The sequence below is a fragment of the Haloarcula sp. 1CSR25-25 genome (genome assembly GCF_032027985.1).
Taxonomy (GTDB): domain Archaea; phylum Halobacteriota; class Halobacteria; order Halobacteriales; family Haloarculaceae; genus Haloarcula.
On record NZ_JAHYBW010000009.1, the window covers coordinates 12891 to 33191 of the forward strand.

The 20301-nt window shown below is 59.5% G+C and carries 17 protein-coding genes and 2 pseudogenes; 10 read left to right on the plus strand and 9 right to left on the minus strand.

What is annotated here, in order from left to right; all coding sequences use genetic code 11:
* Positions 1-5 precede the first annotated feature (5 nt).
* The gene (locus KZ498_RS20185) at positions 6-149 is read right to left on the minus strand and encodes a hypothetical protein (RefSeq protein WP_312621144.1); all 144 of its coding nucleotides are present in this window, start codon (positions 147-149) and stop codon (positions 6-8) included.
* 819 nt (positions 150-968) lie between these two features.
* Here KZ498_RS20185 and KZ498_RS20190 point away from each other — a divergent pair.
* The gene (locus tag KZ498_RS20190) at positions 969-2042 is read left to right on the plus strand and encodes an MBL fold metallo-hydrolase (RefSeq protein ID WP_312621145.1); all 1074 of its coding nucleotides are present in this window, start codon (positions 969-971) and stop codon (positions 2040-2042) included.
* On the opposite strand, the gene KZ498_RS20195 is transcribed toward KZ498_RS20190, so the two are convergent.
* A complete protein-coding gene (locus tag KZ498_RS20195; RefSeq protein ID WP_312621147.1) occupies positions 1955-2767 on the minus strand; it encodes a right-handed parallel beta-helix repeat-containing protein in 813 nt (270 codons plus the stop codon). The two genes, KZ498_RS20190 and KZ498_RS20195, sit on opposite strands and share 88 nt — an antisense overlap.
* On the opposite strand from KZ498_RS20195, the gene KZ498_RS24750 reads away from it, so the two are divergent.
* Positions 2684-2950 (plus strand): universal stress protein, encoded by a 267-nt coding sequence (locus tag KZ498_RS24750; protein ID WP_396276149.1) that lies wholly within the window; start codon positions 2684-2686, stop codon positions 2948-2950. The genes KZ498_RS20195 and KZ498_RS24750 overlap by 84 nt on opposite strands.
* On the opposite strand, the pseudogene KZ498_RS24755 reads toward KZ498_RS24750, so the two are convergent.
* The 3 genes and pseudogenes from KZ498_RS24755 to KZ498_RS20210 form a co-directional block, all read right to left on the minus strand.
* Positions 2938-3051: pseudogene (locus KZ498_RS24755) on the minus strand (DUF2267 domain-containing protein); the annotation flags it as partial. The gene KZ498_RS24750 and the pseudogene KZ498_RS24755 overlap by 13 nt on opposite strands.
* Positions 3052-3182: 131 nt before the next feature.
* Positions 3183-4016: a universal stress protein gene (locus KZ498_RS20205; RefSeq protein WP_312621149.1), complete on the minus strand. Its 834-nt coding sequence runs from the start codon at positions 4014-4016 to the stop codon at positions 3183-3185.
* A gap of 107 nt (positions 4017-4123) precedes the next feature.
* Positions 4124-4600, minus strand: a complete 477-nt coding sequence (locus KZ498_RS20210) for a TrkA C-terminal domain-containing protein (RefSeq protein WP_312621150.1) — start codon at positions 4598-4600, stop codon at positions 4124-4126.
* A 129-nt stretch (positions 4601-4729) separates the two neighbouring features.
* Between KZ498_RS20210 and KZ498_RS20215 the strand changes: the two genes are divergently transcribed.
* On the plus strand, positions 4730-6415 hold the full coding sequence (locus tag KZ498_RS20215) for a cation:proton antiporter (RefSeq protein ID WP_312621152.1): 1686 nt from the start codon (positions 4730-4732) through the stop codon (positions 6413-6415).
* Entirely contained in the window at positions 6408-8066 is a 1659-nt protein-coding gene (locus tag KZ498_RS20220; RefSeq protein ID WP_312621154.1) for a cation:proton antiporter, read from the plus strand. The genes KZ498_RS20215 and KZ498_RS20220 overlap by 8 nt, the downstream gene beginning before the upstream one ends.
* 552 nt (positions 8067-8618) lie before the next feature.
* Here the strand turns inward: KZ498_RS20220 and KZ498_RS24760 are convergent.
* Positions 8619-8762, minus strand: a pseudogene (locus KZ498_RS24760) (ester cyclase); the annotation flags it as partial.
* Between the two features lie 1396 nt (positions 8763-10158).
* Here KZ498_RS24760 and ilvA point away from each other — a divergent pair.
* Positions 10159-11376, plus strand: coding sequence for a threonine ammonia-lyase (ilvA, locus tag KZ498_RS20225; RefSeq protein WP_312621155.1), 1218 nt, complete (start codon positions 10159-10161; stop codon positions 11374-11376).
* Here ilvA and KZ498_RS20230 read toward each other — a convergent pair whose 3' ends face one another.
* Positions 11377-11757, minus strand: coding sequence for a Rid family detoxifying hydrolase (locus KZ498_RS20230; RefSeq protein ID WP_312621157.1), 381 nt, complete (start codon positions 11755-11757; stop codon positions 11377-11379).
* Between the two features lie 233 nt (positions 11758-11990).
* Here KZ498_RS20230 and glyA point away from each other — a divergent pair, with 233 nt between their 5' ends.
* Positions 11991-13241 carry a serine hydroxymethyltransferase gene (gene glyA, locus KZ498_RS20235; protein WP_312621158.1) on the plus strand — a complete coding sequence of 417 codons (1251 nt, stop codon included), beginning with the start codon at positions 11991-11993 and terminating at the stop codon, positions 13239-13241.
* A 184-nt stretch (positions 13242-13425) separates the two neighbouring features.
* On the opposite strand, the gene folP is transcribed toward glyA, so the two are convergent.
* A complete protein-coding gene (gene folP / locus KZ498_RS20240) occupies positions 13426-15903 on the minus strand; it encodes a dihydropteroate synthase (protein ID WP_312621159.1) in 2478 nt (825 codons plus the stop codon).
* 2 nt (positions 15904-15905) lie between these two features.
* Positions 15906-16766 carry a methylenetetrahydrofolate reductase gene (locus KZ498_RS20245; protein ID WP_312621160.1) on the minus strand — a complete coding sequence of 287 codons (861 nt, stop codon included), beginning with the start codon at positions 16764-16766 and terminating at the stop codon, positions 15906-15908.
* 160 nt (positions 16767-16926) lie between these two features.
* Between KZ498_RS20245 and KZ498_RS20250 the strand changes: the two genes are divergently transcribed.
* From KZ498_RS20250 to KZ498_RS20265, 4 genes are all read left to right on the plus strand, one after another.
* Entirely contained in the window at positions 16927-17883 is a 957-nt protein-coding gene (locus KZ498_RS20250; RefSeq protein WP_312621161.1) for an NAD(P)-dependent oxidoreductase, read from the plus strand.
* 71 nt (positions 17884-17954) lie between these two features.
* Positions 17955-18326: a VOC family protein gene (locus KZ498_RS20255; protein ID WP_312621162.1), complete on the plus strand. Its 372-nt coding sequence runs from the start codon at positions 17955-17957 to the stop codon at positions 18324-18326.
* A gap of 91 nt (positions 18327-18417) precedes the next feature.
* Positions 18418-19197, plus strand: a complete 780-nt coding sequence (locus KZ498_RS20260; RefSeq protein WP_312621164.1) for an aldolase/citrate lyase family protein — start codon at positions 18418-18420, stop codon at positions 19195-19197.
* Between the two features lie 124 nt (positions 19198-19321).
* Entirely contained in the window at positions 19322-20254 is a 933-nt protein-coding gene (locus KZ498_RS20265) for a VOC family protein (RefSeq protein WP_312621165.1), read from the plus strand.
* Positions 20255-20301: the final 47 nt, after the last annotated feature.

Genomic DNA, 20301 nt, shown 5'->3' on the forward strand with positions numbered 1-20301 from the left:
TTGATCTATTCCGGTCGTCCAGCGTAATGGTCGAACAGCGTCGTCCAGATACGCCTGAACCGACTGGCGTTGAATGCCGTGATGGCCCTTGCGGGGAGGTTGTGATTCAGTAGCTCTGTCTCGATGGCGCCATTGTGTTTATTTGCCATATCACATATTAGCATACCGGTGACCGTATTACTCTGTAGCCTTATTCATTTAACCCGTTTATACGGGGGCAGAAGACTTCGTGTATTTGTGTCCCCAGCGACCGTTGGATTTTCCGCCAACAGAGCAGTGCCCGACTGCTGCATATCCTCTATATTTAGCACATCACGTCTGACAAGAGTCTGGTAGCTCTCAGTAGGTGTGCTGTATACGGGGCGCAAGTCGGTTATCGGGAGCCAACTTAGAAGAACGTCTGATTCTTGATTCGATGCACTCTCTGTGGTGGAAGTTGATCACCACTCTCAAGTTCTACCCATCCGTTGAGGTGAATCCAAATCTCACCCTTGTATATGATATCAGTTTGTTCAGGCCCAGCATAAACTGCTGCATATTCGTAGTGTCGACTCACCAGTTTCAAGAGTGAGTTACAAGTTCGTCTTAACAGACCCATCTCTGATCAATCAATCGAAGTGACAGATTATTAACGTTGGTGCCGGATGTTTCGACATCAGCGTAAGCGTGCTCGGCCGACCAGTGGGTTTGAGTGCCGGTTCTCCATCGAACCTACCGTCTACGATGCGATAATCGTACTCGGGGGTGAAACCCGTGAAGATAGGCACTGCTGAATTTCCCTCTGTACCGGTCACGCCGGTACTGACAAGCACTGAGTAGTTGGAAAAGGCGCTGCTGCATACACCATGCGTCTACGGTAGCACTCGCATCCAAACGGCGTGTTTCACTCGATTATTTATAACAGAACCCCCGCGTGAAAATGTCACACAATAACATGGTCTTGTCTCGTAGCCCAGAATGTACGTGACATGCCATCACCAAACCCGGACGAAACCGACACAGGAGAGGCACCGCGATTCCGACTGAACCGACGTGAGTGGCTCGCAGGGTCGGCAGCAGTGCTCGGCCTTGGCGGGCTGGGTGGTGCGTCAGCACACTCTCTTTCCGTCTCGGCCCAAGGCTTCGATATCGGCGCCGAATCTGTCCAACAGCAACAGTACGACCTCAGAGACCTCGGTGACGGGCTCTACTTTCTCAGCGACGGTGCATACCAGAATATGTTTCTCGTAACCGACGAGGGTGTCGTCGTGGTGGACGCACCCCCGTCGCTTGTCACGAGTATCTTCTCAGCCGTCGACGAAGTCACCGACCAACCGATCACGCACCTCGTCTACAGCCACTACCATGCTGACCACATCGCTGGAGCGAGCCTCTTCGACGACGAGGTAGAAATCATCGCCCACGAGGAGACCGAACGGTTGCTCTCGCAGTTCGACGACCCCCATCGACCGGCACCGACGAAAACCTTCACTGGGAGTTACAACCTCGAGGTCGGCGACCAGGAACTCGAACTCGATTACAGAGGGCCGAACCACACGCCGGACAACCTCTTCATATACGCGCCCGACCATGCGGTCTTGATGTTGGTCGACGTGGTCTTCCCCGGCTGGATTCCGTTTAAGTCCCTCGGCCTCGCCCAGGACATCGATGGCTTCATCCGGGCCCACGAGACAGCGTTACGCTACGATTTCGAAACGCTCGTCGCCGGGCATCTCGGGGAGCCAGGTACACCGGAGGACGTTCGGACGCAACTCGAGTTCGTTACCGACCTGCAGGCCAACTCGGAGGCAGCAATCGAGTCGGTGGACTTCCAGGCCATCGCCCAGGAAGCCGGGACCAACAACCCCTGGGTGCTCTTCGACGCGTATCTGAACGCCCTCACCGAGCAGGCCGCGGAGGCGACTCTCGAAACGTGGGCAGGACGGCTTCGAGGCGCCGAGGTGTTCATGGAGAGTCACGCGGAGACGATGGTAGAGGCTCTTCGGGTCGACAACGGGGTTCTCGGACCGTTCAGCCCTCCAGAGGAGGTCAGTGATTCCTGATAGACTGAGGTGTTACGAGGCCACGTGGTCGATACGAAGCTACTCGAATTTGTGAGAACGATTCCGGTACCGTTGAGTCCACCGGAACCGTTGATTCGACTGGCGTCGTTGTTCACGATGACGTTGTTCGATGACTCGTCGAGATACAGGCCGCTCGACGGATATCCAACCGGTAACGGCGCATTGTCGGGGATATCGGAGACGTTGTTGTCAGCAACATAGGTCTCTGAGGGACCGATGAGTCCCATCCCGATAGCGCCACTCTCGCTGAAATCGTTCCCGACCACGACGTTGTTCTGAGACGTGTTTAGCTCCGGTACGCGTGGTTCGGCGGCTTCGACGGGTTCTTGGACTGTTGGTTCCACGTCGCCTTCAAGAGCGAAGCCGACCGCGGCGTTGTTCTGTGCGTCGTTATCGGCGACGGTAGACTCACTCGTCCCGTATGCGAAGATACCGAAGACGTTCACCGAGAGCGTGTTGTCTGCGACCACGCTACTATTCGCGAGGAACACGGCGACGCCGAAGAATCCGTTCTGCTCGGCAGTGTCACCGAGAAGGTCGTCCGACTCTCGGATGTGCCTGTGTTGCCGGTCAAGGCGGAAGACGAAGGCGAGGTCACGTACCTCTACACCGACATCTTGGTGCCGACCGACGGAAGTAAGCGAGCTGAGGCCGCTATTGACCCAGCTGTCGATGTTGCAGGCACCTACGGTGCTCGCCTCCATGCCCTCTCGGTCATCGATACGATGGCGATGGGCGTTGTTGTCCGTTCAGGTGCAATCCTCGAAGCACTCGAAGAATCGGCCCAATCAGCGGTCCAAACCATCGAGCACCAAGCAACCCAAGCTTCTGTGTCTGCGGTCGAAACTGCGATAGAACACGGGAGTCCCTATCGAGGGATTCGCTGACCCAACGTCATCAGCGTCGCACGAATCGGACGGACAGCCTCACCAGCCCCCGGGAGTTCGAGACGGTGTTGCACCTCTCCGGTGAATTCGTCGAAATTCATGGTTTTCCTCCCGGTGAAGTACGGTGCGAGTCCTGATAATTCCGCGTCGATTCCCGTCACCGCGCAGTATGCCCTCATCTATCCTCTCGCTGCATATACTCCCGGTCCTCGGGGGCGGCAGAGAGCGGCTCTCATTCAGTATCTTGTCGGACGGTGAGTACCGGTGCATCGCTCGTGCGCAAGACTCTCTCCGTGACGCTTCCGAGTATGTGACGGCGTAACCCTGAGCGTCCGTGGGTCCCCATTGCAACGAGATCGGTTCCATGTGCACTGACGAAATTGTTGATCACCTCGTGGGGAGTTCCGGGCTGGACGTGAGTGGTCAGGGTGATTTCGCGTTCCGACGCTCGTTTTGCAACTGCTTCGAGTACCTCGACCGCCTCGTCACGCAGCGAATCACCAAACGGTGGCAGTCCCGTTTCACCTTCGATTACATAGAGTACACGCACTGTCGCTCCCACCTGTTCTGCAATGGCTAACCCGTGATCGACTGCTGCAGTAGCAGCAGGACTGCCGTCCGTCGGGATGAGGACCCTTTCGTATCCGTCCCTCTCCCGGCCCATTGCATGCGGCGGGACCGCCAACACGGGGTCGTTGCTCAATCGAATGACGCGTTCAGTGACACTCCCAAGGAGAGCACGGCTCAGTCCACGTCGTCCGTGAGTTCCCATGACGACGAGATCGATATCGGTCTCTGCGGCATAGGAAAGAATCGCTTCGTACGGACGCCCACGCTCAATGACCGATTGACAGGAAAGATCTGATTCCTGCGCGAAGAGGTCTTCTAGAGTAGAGATGGCGTCTTGAGCCTGTGCTTTTGCAAGTCGGTCGCCACGCGCTTGCTCATTGACGACGCTTATGATGTGAACCGATGCCTCGAAGGCCTCTGCAATCAGGCTCCCGTGACGCGCAGCGGCTTCTGCAGAGGGACTCCCGTCGGTTGGGATGAGAATACGTTCGTACATGGAGAGTTCTTCGCTGTGGAAATACCTTGTTCTTTGGTAGCATGGGTCGAATACAGACACTCGAGTTGGGTGACGTGACGACTTTCAGAGGGGGGACAATGGAGCTCTCAACCTGTAATCAGCTCTTCTAGGGCTTCGAACGCGTCTTCCGAGCCTACGACGACCAGAACGTCGTCGGCTTGAATTGGGGTATCAGGCGATGGGTTCGAGACCGTGCTCGTCTCCCGCTGAATCCCGATAACCGAAGCGTTCGTTTGCGTCCGGATTCCCCCCTCTCGAATCGTTTTCCCGGCAAGAGGGGAATCCGCTGGGATCGTTACCCAGCGCATTCTGGCGTCCTGAAAAACACTCTCCAGGTCTTCGGGGACCGGTTCGAAATACGTCCCATCGAAAATCTCTGCCAGCTTCCGAGCCTGCGACTCCGTCGTTTTGAACAGGCGCTCACTGTCGCTGTCTCCGTCTTCGCTCCAGAACGCTTCACGGTCCCCGTCGTTGTACAGGAGGATCGTGAAAACCCCACTGTCAGCAAACGAAATTTGGTATCGCGTCCCCACGCCAGGGAGCTGCGTCTCGCGTACTTTCATACAGTCTCGTTTTTCGGCCAACCATATCGTTGTTCGGCCCAGAGCGGGGACACCCCCAACATCATAACTCATCCGAGAGCAATGTATAGGTGACTGCTGGCTCGATAATAAGGTGGAATACACATTCTGATGCAAGCAGAGACTGTCTCACTCACCGCTGACTTCTCGTTGATTATCCTTACGGCAGTCGCATTGAGCTACATCGCACAGCGAACAGGCCAACCGACGATCATCGCCTACATCGTCACCGGAATCGTCCTCGGACCCGTCTTCCTGAATGTCGTCTCCGAAACCGTCATCGTGGATCTGATGGCGGAACTCGGGTTGGGATTCTTGCTCTTTCTCCTCGGAATGAAGATGCGTATCGACGACATCCGCGAGATTCTTCGACCGATAATCAACATCGCGGTCTGGCAGACGATCCTGCAAACGGCGTTAGCGTTCGCTGTCGCGTGGCTACTCGGATTCACGCTCGTTGAAACCGTCATCATTGCACTCGCAACGGTCTTCGGGGCGACCCCGATCATCGTGAAGTTGCTCACCGACAAGGACGAACTCACGACGCTTCCGGGGCGAATTGACGTCGGTGTCCTCATCATTCAGGACATCTACCTCGTCGTTCTCCTTGCACTGCTGAGCGCCGAGTCCCTCGGTTCAACGAGCGAGGTTGTGTTCAGTGTCGGAACTATCTTTGCACTGTTGGCTGGTATCGGTGCGGTCTCGTATCTTTCTTCAAAGTACATGCTGCCGCGGTTGTTCGACCTCGTCGCTGACGATCAAGAAACCTTCTTCATCGTCGGAATCGCGTGGGCGTTCCTGTTCATCGTCGTGGCAGATCAACTCAACCTCTCGATTGAGGTGGGTGCATTCCTGGCCGGACTCAGTCTCGCCCAGGTATCTTACACGAGTGAACTCACCGAGCGCGTCCGTCCACTGACTGACTTCTTTATGGTGGTGTTCTTCTCGAGTATCGGACTCAGATTGGCTGCCGACCAATTATTCGCGTACTGGGAAGAAGCACTCGTCGCGTCGGGGATAATGATGGTCGGGAACTTTCTCATCATGTTCGGGCTCATCAACTACGAGGATTTCACGCCCGAAACGTCGTTCATCGGGGCAATCAATCTCATTCAGGTAAGCGAGTTCTCTCTCGTCGTCGGAGCGATTGCCGTATCGCGGGGATTCGTCAGTCCAGACATCCTCGGATTTCTCAGCCTGATGGCTATCGTCACGATGGGCCTTTCCACGTACGTCATCAATTATAACTCTCAGATCTGGTCCCGCGTCGAGCCCTACTTCGCCCGGTTCGAGAGTCCGGACAAGCGTGATATCGAACTTCGGACGTACCGTGACCACGCAGTCGTGATCGGCTACGACGACGTTACGAAGCGGGTTCTTCCACACCTGAAAGAGGCGTACGGGGACGTCGTCGTTATCGACCGCAACCCGCGACACCTGGAATTTCTCCGGGACTCCCCGTACGAGTACATCTACGGTGATTTCAAGCACGGGGAACTTCGGAAAGCCGCCGGAGTCGGACGAGCAGCGGTCATCCTGAGCTCGTCAGTGGAGCCAGACGTCAACTGGACAGCACTACGGGAAGCCGACGAGAACGCGCTCGTTTTCGCCGAGGCCGAGTCAAAAAACGACGCGATTGAACTCTATCGCCGAGGCGCAACGTACGCAATCAGTAGCACTGCGCTCACGGCAGACCAGCTCGCGGCGACTGTCGAATCGTATCTCGTCGATCCTGATGAGTTCCACCGAGAGATAAGCCGCGACAGGACGACGCTCGGTGGTGACACCGATGGTTGAATTGCTGACGCCGCTGGCCACGATCTTCGTCGTCTCGGCTGTATTTTTGCTCGCGGCGAAGTACGTCGGAATTCCGGCCGTTCCGGTATACATCGTCGTGGGAATACTGATTGCTCCTCTCATCGGGCGTGGAGAGACGTTGGAACTGGCTCAGTTCGGAATCGCGTTTCTCGTCTTCGTATTCGGCGTCTACGTGGAGCCAGAACGCCTCCGTATAGTCGCCAGCGATAGCGAACATGTCGCAGCGATCCAATTCCTCGCCGTCGGTGGTGTCGCAGTGGCCGGTGCCCTCCTGCTGGGTCTCCGGCCGCTGGATGCCATTTACATCGGAATCGCGGCTTCGCTCAGCTCGTCGCTCGTCGGACGCGAGTTACTGGGCGAAAACATCCATTTCGACCTCGTTTATGGACGACTCACCCAGTCGATTCATTTTGTCCAGGATCTCGTTGCCGTCCTGTTCGTCCTCTTGTTGAGTGCCGCGGCCTTCGAGTTGGATGCGATTGCACTGGAACTCGGGTACGGCGTTATGGTACTGATCGCAGCACTAGTGGTGCGGATCTACTTATTCGATCAACTCGTGCGACTATCTTCCGGCTCCGAGGAGGTGATCGCGCTCACAGGGATAGCGCTTCTCGTCGCGTTCGTCGCGGGAGCCGAGTTACTCGGTATTTCGATTGTTGTCGGTGCCTTTGCCGCTGGAGCGGCGATCAAGCTCCGCTTCGAAGAAAACCTGGCTTTGCTCAACGCTCTCGATTCGCTTCAGAGTTTCTTTACTGCGATCTTTTTCGTGACGCTCGGGAGTCTCGTAGCGTTTCCCACGCTCTATACCGCACTGCTTGCAGCCGGTCTGACTCTGGTTGTTGTTCTGGTGAACCCTCTCGTGACGATTACCGCGCTCGTCCGCCGGGGATACGAAGTCCGGACCGCGACGCTGACAAGTCTGGGACTTGACCAAGTGAGCGAATTTACCCTCATCATCGCCATTCAAGCGTTGATTTTGGGGCGGATCACTCCCGATGTCTTCGATGCCATCATGCTCGCTGCAGCAGCAACGATGATCACGTCAACGGTGACACAACAGTACGACGAGCGTCTGTTTCGATGGCTGAACGGTTGGATTCCATACGAATCTGCTCACGAACGGACGCGAAATCGGAGTTCGGCCGATCCGGATCTCACTGACCATATCGTTATTGTCGGCTACGGTCAGCTCGGACGACAGCTCGTCCAGGTATGTGAGCAACTAAACCGACCGTACGTCGTCGTAGACCATAATCCGGAAGCGATCGATGAGATTCAATACGAATGTGAGAACTACGTATTCGGCGATATACTGACCGATGTCTCACGTGAGATAGCTCACGTGAACCAGGCACGGGTACTCATCTCTACGAGCCCAGACCGACGAGTGACAAAGTATCTGCTCGCACTCGATATCGCTCCGGATGTCTTCGTGCGTTCGAGAACGGGTGACGAAGCTGACGCCCTATACGAAGCGGGAGCGGAATACGTGATCGTTCCCGACGATCTCGCAGCAGGTGCACTCCTCGAGACCCTGGAGTCCGTGTTTGCCGGTGATATTGCGCCGGAGGATCTCCGGCGTTCAGAACTGCGGTCCCTTCTCAAATCCGGTCGGCTCGAAGAGGGATAGTTCCGAGCGGAGTGCTCTCCAGTCCTCGACTCTGGGGCACTTGAAGGAGAGATATATAATTCAACACCTGTCTGGGACTCTTTCAGGCATACTGCCATCAGCTTTGAGCGTCACTCTTCTCCGCCCATCCAAGAATTGATCTCAGTCCACCCATACCTGTGTCAGTTTATCCCGTGGTGTCGTTCGATATTCCCCATCTTCGAAAACGGTTATCCGTCCGGTTTCTGCGCTCAGCGTGATTGTTGTAACTACCTCCGGACGAGCAGAGGTGTCTAATGCACTCGGCCTTGTTGGAACCCTCAATCAGTGTCAGTTCTCAGAGAACGTGGTGAATACAGGGCCGGATCCAGCATCTCCGTTGGACAGGACGAAAGAAACATTGTATGCATCCAAAACGGCTAAGCGAAACTCTCTGGACTGTCTCGTCGTCCTTTCCACCTAGAGGCGGGACAGGGAAATCTGGGGTGTGACGTGTTACTGGCTTAAACTAGTCGTCTCCAGACTCATCAAGGCTCAGTCAAGAGCGGTGTTCTAACTATATTCGCCGATCTGTTATAAAAGGCCAAAGATGTCGTCCATCGTCCTCTCCTCGACGATTTGTCCGTCGTCGAGCCTGAAAATGACGATATCGGTAGTTTCGACGCGATTCCCAGTGGTCGGCACGCCAATGACCGTCCCCCCGTGCCTTCCGAGGAGAGTTCGTCGAGCTTTGCTTCCAGCTCGTCGTGTTCACTTCTACCATTCTCCAATCCTTGACTATTATCGTCAATTTGGCTTTCAAATTTATTAATCTAACTCTTTTCATTCTGAATTCACCCTTGTATCATCGTTAGTTGGTGTTTATATTTAGAAAACTCCCTCTATTCTAATTCTATCGGGTGAACTTAATCGTTTATGAGGCCTGAGAGAATGTCCTGGTCCAAACACCAATATATTACTAATGGACATTATTTTAGAGAGGAAATGAACAAAGATAATACACTCCAGGTGTAACGATGGCGTAACGATGGCATCGCATGGCGATGTAACGTCAGCCACTACATTCGATATTCCTGTCCGAGACCCGTTTGACGCGCAAGCAAATTTCGAGGTTCTCGACCGGCAGTTTCCGATGGATACCGCGATTAGCGACGACGGAACACTGTTGATTGGTAGTCATGCCGAAGGATATCCTTTCGTCGCACGTATCGTGGTTGAATCTTCGTCCGCAAAGACACTTCAGGTGAGCGTTTCATGGCTCAATGCCACCGGGCCTCGATCAGCGGTGGCTTCGCGCGTCCGGGAGATACTCGGATTGAGATGGTGCCCGACTAAACTGTGTGAGATCGGGGTTGGTGACGAGCGGTTTGTCCGTATCCGCGATGAGTGCACCGGACTCAGGCCCGTTCGCGCACCGGCGCCATTCGAAACCGCGTGTTGGGTGGCGCTCTCGACACGAGCTCCCGCCGTCCAGGCGACCCGATGGTTAGACCAACTGATCGAGGCACTGGGCGCGCGGGTGAGCCTGAACGGAACGCGTGTCGATATCTTTCCAACACCCACTACTGTAGCAGAAAAGCCCGAAATCCTAGACCGGACGGTAGGAGACTCGAACTCCCGCCGAGCTCTGGAGTCGCTTGCCCATGCATTCAGCGGTAACGACTTCGACAACGCTTCGGACGAGGACATCCGGCGTCGTTTGTCTGACTGCTGGGGCTTTGGACCACAGTCGGCTGAGTTCGTAACGCGAGTCGGGTTTGGACGTCGACGGTCGCTACCTCGATACAACCCTCGGCTTCGGAAAGGAGTTGCCCGCGCCTATGGACGTGGCGTCACGGAAGTGTGGCCGACAAAGATACGCGAACTGAGCCGACCGTACTACCCCGAAGCCGGATACTGGGCGTACTATATCGATCGCTGGTACTGTGAACGATACGTCAACCAACAATGGCTCGACCCGCGGTATCCGACGATATGATGCTCGGTACCCGCCATACAACGGTAACGCTGCTGAGTGTCGCCGGTATCAGCATATATACCCAGTAAATATAATACGGTCAACTGAGAGTTTCCATTCAGGCGGGATTGGTTAGCAGTCTCGCTGTCATGAGCTATGAGTGTGTCAGTATCTGATATCCGAGAGGCAGCGGCAAACCTGGACGACGAGTCGGTCGTCCGGCAGACTCCAATCGAGACGTGTCGTTCTCTGTCGACCGAGACCGGGGCGTCAGTCCGGCTGAAGATGGAGCATTTACAGCGTACGGGATCGTTCAAAACACGCGGAGCGTACAACAAGCTCAAGAATGCGACTGCCGGGGAGTGTTCTGTGACGCATGCGGTGGCAGCCAGTGCAGGCAATCACGCACAGGGTGTCGCTCTCGCAGCGACGAAGACGGGTCTGGACGCAACTATCGTCATGCCTAAGAATGCACCGCAGACGAAGATTGATGCTACGGCCGGTTACGGGGCCGACGTGGAACTCCACGGCTACTCCTTTCAAGAAGCAATGGCGCACGCGAAGTCACTCGTTAAAGACGATTCGCTGTTCGTCCATGCGTACGACGACCCGGAGATCGTGGCCGGCCAAGGGACCCTTGGCCTGGAGATTCTGGACCAGGTCCCCGACGTCGATATGGTAATCGTTCCGATCGGTGGGGGCGGCCTTATCGGCGGTATCGCGACCGCAATCGGTGAGATTTCGCCCGATGTCCAGATTGTCGGTGTCCAGGCGACAGGCGCAGCTACGGTCCCACAGAGCCTCCAGAAAGGTGAACCGAAGACGGTAGAGGAGGTCCAGACAATTGCTGACGGCATCGCGACCGGGGGTATTTCGGAGCTGACCTATGGGCTAATCGACACGTACGTCGACGAAGTCGTCACCGTCACCGACACCGAGATCGCCGAAAACATCCTGTTCATGCTCGAACGGACCAAGCAGATGATTGAAGGCGCCGGCGCCACGTCCATCGCCGCGATGCGCAGCGACGATCTTGACGTCGACGGCAAGACGGTCGTCCCACTGCTGTGTGGGGGCAACCTCAGTATGACTGATCTACAGACGGTGATTACCCACGGACTGACCTACCGTCAACAACTGGTGATGCTCCGGGTCCACATCGTCGACGAACCCGGGCGGATGGAACACATCTCAGACGTGATCGCCGATCTGGGTGCGAACATCCGGGACGTTCGCCACGAGCGCTCGGTCGAACAGCTCCGGGTCGGGGAGGCCTACCTGGATTTCCGTATCGAGACCAGCGGCCCTAACCAGACCGAGCGAGTGCTGGACGCAATTGACGAGGCCGGCTACGATGTCGAGAAGATAAGCTGACTACTCGTTAGCCGCGATGGCCTCGATTTCGACGCCGACGCCCTTGGGAAGCGCTGCCGCCTCGAAGGCGCTGCGGGCCGGCGGATTCTCGTCGAAATAGGTGGCGTACACCTCGTTCATCGCCTCGAAGTTCTCGATATCGTCAAGCAACACCGTGGTTTTGAGCACGTCGCTCATCTCCAACCCTTCGGCGGCCAGCACCGCTTGGACGTTGTCCAGCGCCCGCTCGGTCTGGTCGGCGATGGGGGTGTCAGCTAGGACCTCGCCATCGGGGTTGGCGGGGATCTGGCCGGCCGTGAACACCAGTTCCTCGTTCGTAGTCGCCTGACTGTATGCGCCGACTGCCGCGGGAGCGTCGTCTGTCGCTATCGGTCGTACCATCGTGTGGATGGTCCGGCCGACCCCTCAAATAGGTTGTCCCGCCGGAGTGTGTTCAGAAACGTAGCAGCTACCGTTGTGGCAAGGATGAAAGGCCCCGGTCGCTCCGGGAGAGTGCGGTTTCCCCAGCAATCTGGGGCCTTCATGGTTTCTGAACCACGACAGCCGAATCTTCACCGAACACTGCGGACCGAGGCACAGGAACGCTTATGAAACTGGGAACGGTTGACACCCCTATGTCGGATCGCAGCAGGCTGTCAGCGACGGATCCGTTAGTCGCGGATGCTATCGCAGACGAGCGAACACGTCAGGAGCAGAACCTCGAGATGATCGCCTCCGAGAATCACGTCTCGGAAGCCGTCCTGCAAGCACAGGGCAGCATCCTCACTAACAAGTACGCCGAGGGGTATCCCGGCGAGCGCTACTACGGTGGCTGTGAACACATGGACACCGTTGAACAGGCCGCTATCGACCGGGCGAGGGACCTGTTTGGGGCCGAACACGCCAACGTCCAGCCCCACAGCGGTACTCAGGCCAACATGGGCGTCTACTTCGCCATGCTCGACCCGGGGGACAAGATCATGTCGCTGGACCTGAACCACGGCGGACACCTTTCACATGGCCACCACGTCAACTTCTCCGGCCAGTTCTACGAGGTCGAGCAGTACGAGGTCGACCCTGAGACGGGATATATCGACTACGACGCCCTCGAAACGCTGGCCGAGGAGTTCGACCCCGACATGATAGTCAGCGGCTCCTCGGCCTATCCCCGAGAGTTCGACTTCGAGCAGATAAGTGCGGTCGCCGACCGCGTCGGCGCCTACCACTTGGCCGACATCGCTCACGTCACTGGTCTCGTGGCAGCTGATCTGCACGCCAACCCTGTCGGGACGGCCGATTTCGTTACGGGGTCGACCCACAAAACGATCCGTGCGGGCCGGGGTGGGATGATTCTCACGAGCGAGGACCACGCCGAGGCCATCGACAAGGCCATCTTTCCCGGCGGCCAGGGCGGCCCACTGATGCATAACATCGCCGGCAAGGCCGTTGGATTCAAAGAAGCCCAGTCAGACGACTTCGCAGGCTACGCCCGCCAAGTCGTCATCAACGCCAAGGCGATGGCCAGCACCTTCCGGGATCGGGGCCTCTCGGTGGTCAGCGGCGGCACGGACAAACACCTCGTGCTGGTCGACCTCCGTGACTCCCACCCCGAGTTGACCGGCAAAGACGCCGAGCAGCGCCTCGAAGAGGTCGGTATCACCGTCAACAAGAACACCGTCCCCGGGGAGACCCGCTCGCCCTTCGTCACTAGCGGCATCCGCGTGGGCACCCCCGCGCTTACCACCCGCGGATTCACCGAACCTGTCGTCGAGGATGTGGCCAACTACATGGTCGACCTACTGGATAACCCCGACGACGACGAACTGGCCGAGATGATAAGCCGCGAGATCAACTACCTATCGCAGGAGTACCCGATCTACGGCTAGACTTCGGTTTCTCGTCTGTGACTGGGAGTGACTTTTCTAACAGTATGAAAGCCCCGAGCCGTTCGACTGTCTCCGTTCAGTCCCACCCTTTCGGGCTGGCCAATCAGTCGATACGGGTGGAGATTTCATGCTGTCTGGACGTGAGAACACTCTAACAGAGTACGACTGCTATAGAAGGTCTACTCTACGGATTCTGGGCGGCAGTGACCACGTCGACGGCAGCGACGTTCTCGGGCACGTCGTGGACCCGGACGATATCAGCGCCGCGTTCGGCGGCCAGCGCGGTCGCCGCTACGGTCGCCTCGGTCCGGTCGTCGTCGTCTCGGTCGATTCGGCCGAACATCGACTTGTGGGAGTGTCCCACGAGGACCGGACACCCGAGCGAGCGTAGTTCGCCCAGTCTATCTAGGAGTTCGAAGCTCTCGGACGCTGATTTCCCGACTCCGAGCCCGGGGTCGACGATTATCTGCCCGCGGTCTAGACCAGCCTTCTCGGCCAGCAGGACACGCTCGGTGAGTTGATTGTGTACGTCCCTGACCACGTCGTCGTACGCGATATCGGAGTCGGGGTCGACCGGCCCGTTCATCGAGTGCATCACGACCACAGGCACGTCATAGTCGGCGGCGACGTGTCGCATCCCTGGATCCTCCAGCCCCGACACGTCATTGAGGATGTCAGCGCCCGCGTCAAGGGCCGCCCGTGCGACCGCGGCCTTGCGCGTGTCGACGGAGACAAACGCGTCCATCTCGGCCAGTCGCTCTATCACCGGGACGACGCGGTCGATCTCGTCCGCGACCGGTACTGGATTGGCTCCCGACCGTGTCGACTCGCCGCCCACGTCGAGGATGTCCGCGCCGGCTTCGACCATCCGCTCGGCTCGCTCGACGGCCGCTGTCACAGTGTCGAACTCGCCGCGGTCGTGGAACGAATCGGGTGTGATGTTAAGGATGCCCATGACTGCGGTGCCCTCCTCCCAGGGATAGCCCCGCGAGGTGTCGGGCTGTTGGATGTCCAGTGTCGCCCGCAGGTCGCTGGCCAGTGCCCCCAGTCCATCGCCCGCGTCGGCGAGGCGGTCGGTCAGCTGTTTGAACTGGACCGTGGTGCCAGAGAGCACTACGTCGACGAACTCCTCGTCTTGGACGTTGACCCCCGACAGCGAGCACTCGCCGCCGAGGTCGAGCATCCTCTCATTGAGCGTCCGGGCCTGTGGGGGTTGGACACGGGTACTCAAAACCCGGTGGACGGCTGTGCCCGCCATCCGCCGGACGCCGGACGGAGTGACGTGGGCGTTGGCCAGCGTCTCGCGGGCGTCCTCGATTGTGTCGACGCGTTTTGTGATGGTGGGGCGCGTCCAGCGTTGGCGCGCTTCCGAGACGGCGTACAGCGAGCCGGCCACCAGCACACAATCGTCGGAATCCGCCCGGGAAAGCGCGTCCGCGAGCGCCTGCGGGACCGTCTCACCGGTCGCGACTTCGGCCTCGGTCTCGGCGGCAAAGGTGTCCGCCAACACCTCGGAATCTACGGCCCGGGATATGTTCGGCTCGCAGGTCGTGACGTGGTCGGCGTCGGCCAGTGCGGCGGCCATCCCAACCTGGTCCTTGTCGGTCATTGCACCGACGACGAGATGCAGGTCCTCATACTCGAAGGTGGCGAGGGTCTCGGCGGTCCGCGCACAGCTGCCAGGGTTGTGCGCGCCGTCCAGCACGACGAGCGGGTCCTGGCCCATCACTTCGAACCGGCCGGGCCAGCGAGCGTTGTACAGCCCGCGTTTGATCTCGTCCGGGCCGGGATCGGCCACCTGGCGGGCCAGCGCAACCGCGACGCCGGCGTTGGTGGCCTGGTGGGCGCCAAGCAGTGACAGTCGCGCCGTGACACCCCATCCCGGTCCCTTGAGTGTGACCTGACTCTCCAGACCGTCGCGGCCCTCGTGAGTGACCGCCAGGTCGGGGTCGTCAGCTCTGACCGCGCCCGGGGCATCGTCGACCACACCGCCGTTGGTGCGCGTTGCGTCGTGGCCGACGGTCAGGGTCGTGTCGACCTCCTGCCGGATGGCCGCCAGCGCATCGCCCGTCGTCGCGGTCACCAGCGGACCGTTCGCGGGAGCGACCTGGGCCTGGTCCCGAGCAATCTCGGCGACGGTGTCACCGAGGTATTCGGTGTGTTCCAGCGTGACGCTGGTGACCGCGCTGGCGGCGGGTTCTACCACGCTGGTTGCGTCGTACCGCCCACCGAGGCCGACTTCCAGCACCGCCACGTCCACGTCCTGGCGGTCGAACTCCCAGAGCGCGAGCGCGGTCAGCACCTCGAAGAAGGTGGGAGAATCGCCGGCCGCCGCGCAGTCGGTGAGGTAGTCACGAACCTCCTCGATGAACGCTACCAGCGCATCCTCGGAGAGTGTCCGGCCGTCGACGGTGATCCGGTTGCGCACGTCCTTCAGGTGGGGAGAGGTGTATAGTCCCACCGAGCAGCCGGTTTCCCGGAGCACGCGTTCGAGCATCCGCGCGGTCGAGCCCTTGCCGTTCGAGCCGGCGACTTGGACACAACACAGCTCCTTGTGGGGATTCTCGAGCATACCTAGGAGGCGCTCGGTCGTCTCCAGGCCCAGGCTGGGGTCGAACCGTCGCAGGTCGAACAGGAAGTTTGCCGCTTCGTGGAACTGCATCGCTACCCCGGGAAGCGGTCGGTCCGCCAGGATTCGAGATCGGGCACCTGATTGAACGTGTAGAGGTGGACTCCGCGGATGGCGTACTCGGGGTCGTCGGCGTAAGGTGCCAGCCCGTCGATGAGGTCGTCGGGCTGGTACTTGCCCCGCGAGCCCACCAGTTGGCGGACGAATCCGAGGATTCCGGTGGTCTTACGCAGAAAGCGCACTGAGTCGCCGACGCCGACCTTTTGTGAGATTTGGAGCAAGCGCTGGTACTTCATGACGCCTGGAATGCCGACCTCGACAGGGAGATCCACGTCTCGGGCCCGAATCTCATCGATCCAGTCGAGTACCGTCTGAGGGTCGTAACAGAGTTGGGTGACGATGTAAGTGGCGTAGGGTTCCTTCTTCGCCATCGCGTCGGCCAGGGTCTCGTCGTCGATGAAGTCGTGGCCCTCGGGATAGCCTGTGATGCCGACTTCCGTGAACCCGTGGCCCATCTTCTCCAGGTCGACCAGCATGTCGTGGGCGGATTCGTAGTCGCCCTCGGGCTCTTCGCGGTCGCCGCCGGGGACGAAAATGTCGGTGACGCCAGCGTCTTCGAGCCGTTCGACCACGGATTCGAGCTGCGTCCGGTCCTCGACATAGCGGGCTGCGATATGGGGGACGATTTCGTAGCCCTCCGCACGAGCCTTCTCGGTCCAGTCGACGGTGGCTTCGAGCCCCAGTTGGGGCGAGGTGGTAATCGCGATCTCGGCGCCGTCGGGCAGGTGTTCCATCTGCTCGCCGAAGCTGTCGAACGGCATCAGTTCGTAGCGCGGCTCCGCGAGTAGTTGCTCTACGCCGTTGTCGGTCGGTGTGGATTCCATCTCCTGTGACATCGATAATCTCCCTGGATCGCGCTTTGATTCGCAGTTGATCCTTACATGATATGATGAACCATGGTACTTCAATCAACCGCTTGGCTATCTCTCCACCGGCTCCGGCGGACAACCCACTGGAGACGGTAGCCTCAAGTAGATCGGAGGAAACCGTTCTCGCATGACGCGAGCGATTGTCGATCAGGACATCACACCGACGGCACGGCTCCGCGAGGGACTGCCCGACAACTGGGAGATCGAGGTCGGCATCGAGAACACGGCCGATGCGGTCATCAAGAAACTCCAGGGGGCGCAGGTCGCCTTCGTCACCTCCCGGATCCCGATGGGCCGGGAGGTCATCGAAAACGCGCCAGACCTGGAGTTGATCGCCAAACTCGGCACCGGTGTCGACAGCATCGACCTGGCGGCAGCGGCCGAACACGACATTCCGGTCACCCATACGCCCGGCTACAACGCACTGTCGGTCGCAGAGCACACGCTCTGTCTGACACTGGCGGTCGCCCACCGGCTCACGGCCGCGCGGAACCTGGTCGAGGCCGGCGAGTGGCGCGACGAGTTCGAACTGGCGACGCGGCTCTCGGGGTCGACTATCGGCATCGTCGGGTTCGGTGACATCGGGAAGCGCGTCGGGAGGCTCCTGGATGGATTTGACGTGGAGATACTAGCAGCCGATCCATACGTCCCAGAGATCGACACCGAACTGGTTGGCGCCGAGATGACTGACCTCGATGACTTGCTGGCACGCAGTGACGTGGTCTCGCTCAACACCGAACTGACCGCGGAGACACGCGGACTGATCGGCGAGGCCGAACTAGCGCGGATGGCCGACGACGCAATCCTAATCAACACCGCCCGTGGTCCGGTCGTCGAGGAGGACGCGCTTGTCCAGGCGCTCCGGGAGGAGGTCATCGGCGGCGCCGGCTTGGATGTGTTCGCGACCGAGCCGCTGGAGCCAGAGTCGCCGCTGCTGGCGTTCGAAGACGTCGTCGTCTCTCCCCACACCTCCGCGATGACCATCGAGAGCCGTACCGAGAGCATCGGCCGGCTGACGAGCAACGTCGTCACTCTGTTATCGGGGGGTGACGTGTCCGAGCGGTTCATGGCGCGACCGGAATGAGTGCCATCGTTTCCGGGACCGAGCCATCGCTGGGCGGAACTTTTAAATAGGTAGAAAGTGCACCCTGAGGTGTGATTGGGAAAATCGACCACATCGAGATTGAAGTGAGCGACGCGGACGAGATGGCCGAGTTCTTCGAGAAGCTGGGCTACGAGAAACACCGCGAGACCGAACACCACGGCGAGTCCTACGAGTACGTCCCGGCCGACGGAGAAGGGCCGCTGTTCGAGATTCACACTGTCTCTGACGAGGAGACACCCGGCATCAACCACATCGCCTTCGACGTCGACGACATCGAGGCGGTCACCGAACAGCTCGAAGAGGAGGGCGTCGACTCGCTCGTGGGCCCATACGACGTTGACAAGACCGGCCGGACGATCACCAACTTCCGAGACCCCGACGGTCACCGCTTCCAGGTCGTCACAGATCAGGACGACGACTGACACGGTTTGCGACGCAAATCGAGGTTCAGCCTGCGGTTCTTTTTTTTTACCGAAATAGCTAACAGCGTGGGCCGGACAGTTGCAGGTGCACATGGACCAGTACAACAGCCTTCGCCGTACCGTCGAGGACGGCGGCGTCGTCTACGGTGCCCGATCGTCGACGTTCTCGCCCACCGTCATCGAGGTGTTCGGCGAACTGGGCGTGGATTTCGTTTGGCTCGATTTCGAACACATGGGGCCCAGCCCCTACGACTCACGACTCTTCGAGGATCTGACCCGGGCCGCCGAGGCCGGCGGCACCGAACTGTTCGTTCGCCTGCCCTCCGGGGACCCGCCGCTCGTGCGGAAGGTCCTCGACGCCGGGGTACGGAATCTGCTCATCCCCCGCGTCGACTCCGCGGCGGAGGTCCGTGAAGCCGTCGAGGCGACCCGCTTCGTCTACGACGGCGCACCTGGCGAGCGCGGAAAGGCAAGCGGCCGCTCCAGCACCTGGGGGACCGCCGACAGCTACGTGACCACCGAGGACAACGAGGTCTGTCTCGGCGTGATGATCGAGAAGACCACCGCCGTCGAAGAACTGGCGGATATCCTCTCGGTGCCCGAGCTGGGGTTCGTCTTCATCGGCCCCTCGGACCTATCGGTCCAGATGGGCCATCCCACGAACAAGACCCACCCCGAGGTGACCGCCCAGATCGAAGAGATCGAGGCTGCCGCCCGCGAGGCCGGCGTTCCCCTGGGCGGCATCCGGAACGATCCCGAGGCTATCGCGGAGGCCGAGCAAGAGGGCTACCAGATCCTCCGGGTCGGGGGCGACCTGAGTTCGATTACCGACACGCTCGGTGCCCGACTCGACACGATCCGCGGCGAGTGAGGACGGATCACCTCTAGTCATCTGGGGAACTGTTCCAGACCACGGCAGTCGGTCATCGCCTCCACAGTTTCCCGAATCCCTTTTTCCGGGCGATTTATTGTGGATGGCACACCACTGTCAAACGATGTCACCCGAAGTTGCAAGACTGGGGCACGTCGCCCTAGAGACGCCGGACTTGGACGCATCGCTGGAATTCTTTCGGGACGCCGCGGGCCTCGAAATCACCGAGCGCACCGGGGACACGGTCTATCTGCGTGCGGTTGACGAGTGGGATCACCACTCCATGAGCCTCACCGAGGCCGAGGAACCGGGCATCGACCACGTCGGCTGGCAGACGGCCGAACCCGAACACGTCGGCGAGTACGCCGAGCAGTTCGAGACCCAGGGGTTGGACGTCACCTGGGTCGACGACGACGCCGAACCGGGCCAGGGCGAGGCGATTCGGTTCGACGTGCCCGAGGGCCACCGGTTCGAACTCTACGGCGAGATGGAAAAGCCCGACCCGCCCGCCGAACGGGACTCGAAGCTGAAAAACCGGGTCTACGATCCGTCGGGCGACAACCCCATCGCGCCCAACCGCATCGACCACCTCCAGATCTGGGACCCCGACGGCCTGGGGTGTGCCGAGTGGCTCCAGGAGAACCTCGGATTTCAGGTCCAGGAGTTCTGGGACGACGCCGACGGGGAGCGCTGGGGCACCTTCCTCAGCGCGTGTGAAGTGAAAATCGACCTGGCGGTCGTCCAGTCGACCACCGAGACCGACGACCCCGCCGTCCACCACGTCGCCTACGACGTGACCTCGGCCAACGACCTGTTTGCCGCCCACGACGTGATGAACGAACTGGGGTTCCCGACCGACGGCATCGGGCAACACGCCATCTCCCGGGGCGAGTTCTGTTACACCCGCGACCCCGTGAGCGGCCACCGAATCGAGTTCAACACCGGGAGCTACCTCACGCTCGATCCCCACTGGGAGCCCGTTGCCTGGCAGGAGGGTGACCTGAAAGACCGGCAGTGGATCGGCGCCATCGAGTCGACCGAGCGGGTCAGATACTGATAGCGCTCCGGGACACTACGCTCTCCGACTTTTTCGAGTGCGCCCGG